This window comes from Flavobacterium sp. (assembly GCF_039932285.1).
Lineage (GTDB): Bacteria > Bacteroidota > Bacteroidia > Flavobacteriales > Flavobacteriaceae > Flavobacterium.
Genome location: NZ_JBDTQE010000098.1, coordinates 1 through 7,884, shown reverse-complemented (window position 1 = coordinate 7,884; position 7,884 = coordinate 1). Strand labels below are relative to the sequence as shown.

Annotated in this window: 12 protein-coding genes and 1 pseudogene; 2 read left to right on the top strand and 11 right to left on the bottom strand. The window is 28.9% G+C overall.

The window, feature by feature from the left end; translation table 11 throughout:
• The 4 genes and pseudogenes from ABI549_RS12825 to ABI549_RS12810 form a co-directional block, all read right to left on the bottom strand.
• The coding region (locus ABI549_RS12825) for a hypothetical protein (RefSeq protein ID WP_348076856.1) at positions 1–649 on the bottom strand (649 nt) is incomplete at its 3' end.
• A 134-nt stretch (positions 650–783) separates the two neighbouring features.
• Positions 784–894: pseudogene (locus tag ABI549_RS12820) on the bottom strand (AraC family transcriptional regulator); the annotation flags it as partial.
• 233 nt (positions 895–1,127) lie between these two features.
• A complete protein-coding gene (locus ABI549_RS12815; RefSeq protein ID WP_348076855.1) occupies positions 1,128–1,505 on the bottom strand; it encodes a hypothetical protein in 378 nt (125 codons plus the stop codon).
• 4 nt (positions 1,506–1,509) lie between these two features.
• Entirely contained in the window at positions 1,510–2,325 is an 816-nt protein-coding gene (locus ABI549_RS12810) for an SDR family oxidoreductase (protein ID WP_348076854.1), read from the bottom strand.
• Positions 2,326–2,422: 97 nt separating this feature from the next.
• On the opposite strand from ABI549_RS12810, the gene ABI549_RS12805 reads away from it, so the two are divergent.
• Positions 2,423–2,788 carry a MerR family transcriptional regulator gene (locus ABI549_RS12805; RefSeq protein WP_348076853.1) on the top strand — a complete coding sequence of 122 codons (366 nt, stop codon included), beginning with the start codon at positions 2,423–2,425 and terminating at the stop codon, positions 2,786–2,788.
• 184 nt (positions 2,789–2,972) lie between these two features.
• Here the strand turns inward: ABI549_RS12805 and ABI549_RS12800 are convergent, their stop codons facing one another.
• The 3 genes from ABI549_RS12800 to ABI549_RS12790 all read right to left on the bottom strand — a co-directional run bounded on the left by ABI549_RS12800 (position 2,973) and on the right by ABI549_RS12790 (position 4,365).
• The gene (locus ABI549_RS12800; protein WP_348076852.1) at positions 2,973–3,674 is read right to left on the bottom strand and encodes a hypothetical protein; all 702 of its coding nucleotides are present in this window, start codon (positions 3,672–3,674) and stop codon (positions 2,973–2,975) included.
• Positions 3,675–3,820: 146 nt separating this feature from the next.
• Positions 3,821–4,138, bottom strand: a complete 318-nt coding sequence (locus ABI549_RS12795) for a type II toxin-antitoxin system RelE/ParE family toxin (protein ID WP_348076851.1) — start codon at positions 4,136–4,138, stop codon at positions 3,821–3,823.
• Positions 4,129–4,365: a hypothetical protein gene (locus ABI549_RS12790; RefSeq protein WP_348076850.1), complete on the bottom strand. Its 237-nt coding sequence runs from the start codon at positions 4,363–4,365 to the stop codon at positions 4,129–4,131. The genes ABI549_RS12795 and ABI549_RS12790 overlap by 10 nt, the downstream gene beginning before the upstream one ends.
• Positions 4,366–4,659: 294 nt before the next feature.
• On the opposite strand from ABI549_RS12790, the gene ABI549_RS12785 reads away from it, so the two are divergent.
• Positions 4,660–4,866, top strand: a complete 207-nt coding sequence (locus ABI549_RS12785; protein WP_348076849.1) for a hypothetical protein — start codon at positions 4,660–4,662, stop codon at positions 4,864–4,866.
• Between the two features lie 16 nt (positions 4,867–4,882).
• Here the strand turns inward: ABI549_RS12785 and ABI549_RS12780 are convergent, their stop codons facing one another.
• From ABI549_RS12780 to ABI549_RS12765, 4 genes are all read right to left on the bottom strand, one after another.
• The gene (locus ABI549_RS12780; protein ID WP_348076848.1) at positions 4,883–5,287 is read right to left on the bottom strand and encodes a hypothetical protein; all 405 of its coding nucleotides are present in this window, start codon (positions 5,285–5,287) and stop codon (positions 4,883–4,885) included.
• Between the two features lie 3 nt (positions 5,288–5,290).
• Positions 5,291–5,665 (bottom strand): hypothetical protein, encoded by a 375-nt coding sequence (locus tag ABI549_RS12775; protein WP_348076847.1) that lies wholly within the window; start codon positions 5,663–5,665, stop codon positions 5,291–5,293.
• 200 nt (positions 5,666–5,865) lie between these two features.
• Entirely contained in the window at positions 5,866–7,080 is a 1,215-nt protein-coding gene (locus ABI549_RS12770) for a hypothetical protein (protein ID WP_348076846.1), read from the bottom strand.
• An 11-nt stretch (positions 7,081–7,091) separates the two neighbouring features.
• Positions 7,092–7,643, bottom strand: a complete 552-nt coding sequence (locus ABI549_RS12765; protein WP_348076845.1) for a hypothetical protein — start codon at positions 7,641–7,643, stop codon at positions 7,092–7,094.
• Between the last annotated feature and the right edge of the window lie 241 nt (positions 7,644–7,884).

The window sequence follows — 7,884 nt, the reverse complement described above, 5'->3', positions numbered from 1 at the left end:
TTGATAAAGCAATGTTTCTTGCCGCAACATTATCTCCAGCAATTTCAGTTGCTTTTTGCATAAAAGCTATAGATTCCTCTAGGTTTCCATTATAATGACTCAATTTTGATTTTCTAAATTGATAACCAAAATCGAAATTTTCCTTCATTTCGTCTAAATTAGCAGTAGCATTTTCAATATTCCCTAATTCAAAATCAACGTCAAAAGTAAGTGTATTATCTTCTGCTTTTCTTATTCCAATAGTTTTTGCTTTTTGTAAATAATCATTTGCTTTTTTGAAATGATGCTGTAAAATCGAATTAGATACAAGGCTTAAATAAATTCCAGCTTCTTTATTATTAAATTTTTTTTCAATATTAATTAGTATACTATCAGCCATTTTTACATCGTTCAAATCGCCTAATAAATTAAATCTTCCAACTAAATTTGAAGCATACTTTGATTCGTTTACAATATCAAAACTATTTTTTTGAATTCTACTTTTCCAAAATTGTAACTCTTTTTGATTGAAAGTAATCGCAGTTGGAGTTCCGTAGTTTGTTAGTAAACTATCAATATAAGTTGTAGAAACAATAGGTTTATCTACATTTTTGCATTGAATAAATAACAATAATGAAAGCACAATTATAGTAGATTTTAAAATTTTCATGATTTTTTTTATTTATTGTAAATGTATAGAATTTTAGCCAACACTATTATGGATATGTAAATAAAGTTAAATTACATTTTCAGACCTGATTCTATAATTTTGTTGTTTTTAAAATATTCGTCAAGCAGTTCTTACATCTTACTCAACAAATCATTTCCTACTTTTTTTCTGGTTAGAAATTGTCTGTTATAAAACCTGTCACAATAGTTTAGTAATAATTCAAGGTGTGAAATCATTACATCTTGGCGCTTGCCGAAGTTGGGGACTTTCGAAGCCGAGTATTTTCGGCTTAACGTAAATGTAGTGAAAAAACGGTAATTCTACTAAATCCCCAATCTTAGTAAACGCCTGTTAGCAGAAATCTTTATTTGGTCAATGTTGTTAAATGTTTTAAATATTCTGTTCCACGTTTTTTTGCAAAATAATCCAATAAAAGCATTAAACTTGCTTGAATAAATAGTCCAATTCCTAAACCTTTCTAAAAAGTTTGACTTGGAAAAACGAGAAACAAGATTAGTCCGCAAAGCATTAATGCAATTTCAACATATCTATAAATAACAAAATTTTTCATAACAACATTCATTCGAGGAATTTCTTCGATTTGTATTTTAAAAGGTTCTTTTTTTATCAAATTTTCTACCATTAAAATGTCTTTTTGGCTTCTAAAATAAACTGTCAAGCCTACTGAAAATTGTATCAACGCAACCAATATCAAAGGAATAGTAACTCCTTTGTAAAATGGTTCTTTTATGATGAACCAAAAATATATTCCTAATGCAATAGAAATAATTCCAACACCTACGAAGAATAGGCTTTCAAATTTTTCTGCATTAAAATAGTCAGATATAGATTTCACAATGTTAGTATTTAATTCCTTTTTCAACTTGACTGCTTACCATTTTTGTAAACCAAGAAAGTGGCAATAACCAACGCATAAATAACAAAATTGGACCTTGTCCACCAACTGCATAACGCAATCTATATGTATTATCATTTGCTGCTTGCCAAACTTTTTTGGCTACTACTTCGCCTGTTGGTGCAGTTTTGTATGTGTCTAACATATTTTTATGTGCTTGAATGGTGTAATTATCATAATCTTTTGTAGAAACGAAGTCAATGGCATTTTCAAATTCTGTTTTTATAGCGCCCGGTTCAATATTTTTAACTTTGATGTTAAATTGTTTTAATTCAAATTGTAAACTTTCCATAAAACCTTCCAAAGCCCATTTAGTGCTATGATATACACTATATAGTGGAAATGTAATAAGGCCACCCATTGATGTAGTGTTGATAATCATTCCGCTTTTCTTAGCTCTAAAATGAGGCAAAATGACTTTTGTTACATTCATAACACCAAAAACATTAGTGTCAAATTGCTTTTTGATTTGTACTTGGCTCATTGCTTCAAATGCACCAACCAAACCATAACCTGCATTATTAAACAACACGTCAATTGTTCCAAATGCGGAAATAGTTGCATCTATTGCTTGACTGATACTTGTTTCATCCATCACGTCTAATGCAAATACTTTTAGGTTTGAATATTTCAATAAGCCCCTTCCCTTTTCTGTTGTTCTCATTGTTGCTGAAACATTCCACCCTTTTTCGGCAAAGTATATTGCAGTAAGTTTTCCAATTCCTGTTGATGCCCCTGTTATTAAAATTGTTTTACTCATTTTTTTATTTTTAAGATTGAAATGCAAAAGTAAGTGTTATATTTGCAACCATAAAGTATGAAGTACAGTTCATAGTACAAAAAAGTTATTAACAATTATGAAATTAATAAATCAACTATCTAAAGAAACTGGAATTCCAATAGCAACTATAAGGTTTTACGAAAAATCTGGTTTGTTTACTGGAAAGAAAAAAACGGATGTAAAAAGCAATAATTATACGTATTACGATGATGAAGTAATTGACAAGTTAGACTTGATAAGAGACGCCAAGTCTGTAGGTTTTACATTATCCGAAGTAAAAGAACTTATTGATGCTTGGTATAGCAAACGAATAACCAAAGAAAAAAAGTTGGTTATTTTAGACAATAAATTGCTACAAATAGAAGAAAAAATAAATGAATTAAAAGCAGTCAAAAAACAAATTGCCTTTCTTAAAAGCGAAGTTGAGAAATTTGATTGTTAAATTTTGTCCGTCTCCCGTTCTTTTGGTTTCTCATAAAATTACTGCTAACATATTGTAGCATTAAGAAGTTGAGAACTTCGTAACCGCTCAATTCCAATAATACAATATTTCTTGGGAAAGAAAAACGTGAATTTACCACATTTCTCGCCATTTCTTGAAACCGCTGTTGGCAGATGTATTTCTTTTATGAAATCCAAGTTCCTTCAACTTTATCAACTTTCCATTTTCCGTTTTCTTTTTTTATGTAAATTCTGAATCCTTGTCCACATTTTCCGCCACACATAAAACCTCCATCAAGTATTCCAAATTTTTTGTTTGTGTCAAATTGTATCTTTGTAAAATAAGCAACACCTGAAAAGTTAAACTCATATTTAGTTTCCCAAATTTGATCTCGTTTTGGAAATTCTTTCAAATTTTTAAGTTCAAACCTATTTTTCAGTTTTATATTTTCAAAGTCTAAAATATATTCTAAATTATCTTTTTTATTTATTTTCTGTAATTTTGAACCTTTGAAATGCTTTTCAAAATCATCTTTTATATCTTCTTTATTATGTTTTATTTTTGATTCAAACGCAATGATAATTTTTGAAGTGTCATTTTTAATTTCTAAAGTTTTCTTTTTCCATTCAAGTAAATTCAGTTTCTCTTTTTCGGTTGCTTTAGTTGAGTCAGTTTTTACATAACGACCTTCTTTGTCATAAATTAATTCACCATATTTAGGTGGAAAGTTTAGCATAATTCTTCTGTCAATACAAGTTGAGTAAATTAAAGTAGGTAATATTTCTGTCATTACATTTCTTTCGAAATCTACTTCGCTAATTTTCTTTTCGCAACTTGCAAAAAGTATAATTGTTATGATAAATGTGATTTTTTGTAGTTTCGTCATAATATATCTGCCAACGTTCCCGCGCTTAGCGTCAGTTGCGAACTTCGGAACTGATTATTTTCCACTAAGATAATATTTCTTGCGAAACGTGAACGTGAATTTACCACAAAATTCGCAATTGCGCCAAACGTGTGTTGGTGGCTGGCTTATTTTACTCGTTTCATTTTTATTGGATTTTGTCGAGTGTCAAAAACATCAAAAATTTCAATTTGATTTTTTTCCATATTTACTAAATAAATGATTTTGTAACTTTTAAAAACTAAATATCGAAATTCTCTTGAATCGTTTTCTAATAATTCTTCTTCTTGTCCAATTGTTGGCTGATTTTTAAGTTTTTCCGCTTCTTTTGTAATACCAAGAACAATATTTCGAGCAACATTTAAGCTTGCTTTTTCTTTGTAATAATCGAATATATTCTTTAGCTCACTTTTAGAAAAATTAGTCCAATAAATTTTTAACTCCATTTTTCTATTTCGGATGTTAATTTACTATTTTCAGTCAATCTTCCATTTTCAGAATCCTCAGTAGACTTATTAATCCTTTTTTGAAAATCTTTCATTGTCATTGGTTTGAATTCCAAAATGTTTTGGTTTTCTTTTTGTAATAGTTTTTCAAAATGAGAAATAGCCTTTTCACTTTCTAACTTTAGAAAATCTTGAACAAAATTTATTTTTCGAGTTTGCAAATCCATATTTTTTTATCTTTTTTTCAAAATTACAAATTTTCTTCAAACGATTGTTCTTTTTATGCAGATTTTTCGACAGCTTGCCACCAACGTTTCGCCGCTTTGCGTCTGTTGCGAGCTTCGGAACTGCGTATTTTCTGCTAAAGTAAAACTTCTTGCGAAAGATAAACGTGAATTTTGCACTTTTCTCGCAATAGCGCAAAACGGCTGTTGGGCGATCGTTTTTATTTATTAATTTAACATTTTTTGTTAGTTTTTATGATTTTTTTGTTATATATTATAAGAAATAAAACATTAAATATGAGAAAACCTTACAGAAAACATTTTATTATTTGTAATAATAAAAAAATTAAAGTTAAAGATTGGATGAGACTAAATTCTAATTATTTTGAAAATTTTGACACTGTTCCTACTTCTGAACAAATAGGAACAGTATTAAAAATTTTAGGTTATAAAAGAATAGAAGATGAATTCACAGTAATTTATTCAATTTTAAAAAAGTCTTAAAAAGACTTTTTTAAAATTACTTAACTTTAATTAAAGGTTCTGTTCTTATTTCGCTACCATATTGAACGAACATTAATTTGTCATTATTTTCTAAATAATAAGTATTTGGATTATTGCAACCATTTACACATATCTGAACTAAATTATGTTCTCCTTTTTCAAAGTGTATTTCGTATTTTAATCCTTCAGTTTTAGGTAGTGTTTTATAATCTCCTTTATTAGCATATGTATAACACAAATTATCTGAACTAAAATATGTATATGTACTTGCATTCTCCAACCCAATGTCATTCAATTCATAAGGATGTTCCCATTCGGTATTACAAATGATTTCTTTTGCTTCTTCCGCAGAATTAATTTGTTTTTGACAATTTACAAATAGTAATAATATAAATATCGATGTTAAATAATGTTTTTTCATTTTCTAATCTTTATTTGGCCAAATATGAATGTCATTGTATAAATATCCCTTTCCACTTGGAATACAATCTGGACTATCACATACGTAGTAAGTTCCGTTTAAAGATTTCATAAATTCACAACCAGAATTTAATCCTGATATTGTTATATTACCTTTTTCGTCAGTTGACCACGTTCCATTTTCAGTGCAACAAGATACAACTGTTCCATTTTGACAAACTTGTACGGTTCCGTTTTCATTGAATGTGTACAAATAAACGTTTGGTGTTAATGGCGGACCACCGTAATATGAGCCACTTGGATCACTTCTTTTTCCTGAACAACTTGTTAAGATTACAATCATTAAAATCTTAATAGATAATAAAATTTTTCTTTTCATTTGGTTAATTGTTAATTTGGTTTATATTTTTTTTTCCTTTTTTTGGGTAAAATGTCGCCCAACGTTTCGCAGCTTGGCGATGTGGCGGATTAAGGAAGCCTAAACTTTCGGTTAAACACTGACTTCGCAAGTACAAAACCAACTTTAAATTAAGCCCAAAACCCGCCATATTGCCAAACTGCTGTTATGCGTTCGGCTTTTTATTTAGGAGTTGCAGTTGTAAAATTTTTATTTTCACTATTGTATAATTCAAGTCCTTTCTCATTGTTCAATATAAAATATTCTCCATTATATCCGCCATCTTTATAATCATATCTTATTCCTTTTTCGGTTTCACTTTCTTTAAGTTCTTCGTCGGAAGTTTGTCCATTTTTATAAACTGTTTTTATAAAAGTTTTGTTGTCTTTTTTGTAGATTATCAGATTTGAAAAAGCGTATTTATTTTCGTCCCATTTGCCAACCACTTTGCCATCAATTTTTTCGGAAAGTTTGTCTTTATTTACGTCTTCCTCTGTAGTCGAACCAGTAATGCCAATTTCTAATTCTGGGTCGAAATGACTTGTAGCCCAAGCTGCTACACTATTTTCTACTCCTTTGAGTTTATAAAAAATGTAAAATCTCCTTTGCTTTTCTTTTGAGTTAAATAATTGTTCAGCAAGAGTTGCTATTTGTCCTTCTGTTAACTTTTGGTTTAATTCAATTTCTAATTGATTTTTTTCTAGTGCTACATTACTCTCATCTTTTACTATATTGTATGAAAAATCTTTGGGCAATTCCTCTTTTGTGTATTTTCCAATTTTTGAACTATCTCCCCAATTGGCAATAATTATAATTGCAATTAGCGATGTTATAGCAAATTTCCAAATATTAGCAATAGTTGTGTTTTTCCATAGAGCATAAAGACCAACAGGAAAAAAAACGACACATAAAAATATTACAAGCCAATTTTTTTCATACCAAGCATTTGTAGTCGAGGTTTGAGTATTTGAATTGTTTCTACTTAAATTACTTGGTTTTTTTGAAGGTTTTAATTTCTCAATCTGTTCATTTTTTAGATTTTCAATTTCTTCAGGACTTTTACTAGTTAATTTAGCAATACAATCATAAACACTGACTATATGGTCATTTGCTTTTGTAATTTCGTAAGATTGATTAAAACTGCCAATTTTTCTTCTAATTTCAACAGTAATTTCAGTTTTAAACTCACTAATGCTATTTAAATTAATATCTACATAAACGCCTAAACTTAATAATTCTAATGCACTATAGGTATATTGATTAAATATTTCGTTAGAAGTTGAAAAGTCATATTTTGAGCTAATTAAGTTTATGTTTTTTACGCTTAACTTTACTCTTTCGATAGGAAAATCAACTTGAATTGTCTTTTTGGGATTTGGAATTGCGTTTACAGACATAATTGTTTTGTTTATTTCTTAAACTTGTTGTAGATTTTGATTGTTTTTCTGAAAACATTAAAAGTTCCGTTTTTTTCCATTCCATCGCCTTTTAAAAACTCACCGTTTTTACCAATTAACTCAATGTTTTCTTCATTTTTTTCTCCCATTGGAGTATATAAAACGGATATTTCTAAAGTGTCTTTTACCGTTTCAAAATCTATATCAGTTAAGGTCTTATCAAAATTTCCATTTTCTTTTTGATGATTTTTATAATCATTTATCCATTTTGAATCATCCGCTTTAAAATCAAAATTTATTTCACCGTTTTTTACTAAAGTTGAAAATTCAGAATAATGTTCTCCAGCATATTGTTCAGAACTATTTTTACGTTTATAATCTCTTTGAACGTCAATTGTAAAAGAAGTGTTTTCTGGAAAATTAGTTTTGATATTTACTTTGTAATTGTTTTCAGAAACTTCTTCAGTTTTTACATCTATTTTGAATTCTTGAATTTGTTCTTTCTTTTCATTGCAACTTGCTAAAGTCAAAACTGATAATAATAGGAGCATTTTAATTTTCATAATATATTTACTTTTATTGGTTATTTTTTCATTCTGTTTTCTGTCGCGGTTGTCAAGCTGACGCATAACGGATTGGGGCTTGGCGAAGTGGGGGAATTAGAAGCATAAATGTTCAATTTAGCACAAATGCCAAATAGAAGTACAAATGCTCAATTTAGCACTTCTGCCCCCATTTTGCCAAACCCTTGTTAGCTGCTGCCCTTTCTGTCTATTACAGATTTAATTCTTCCACGTAATTTTG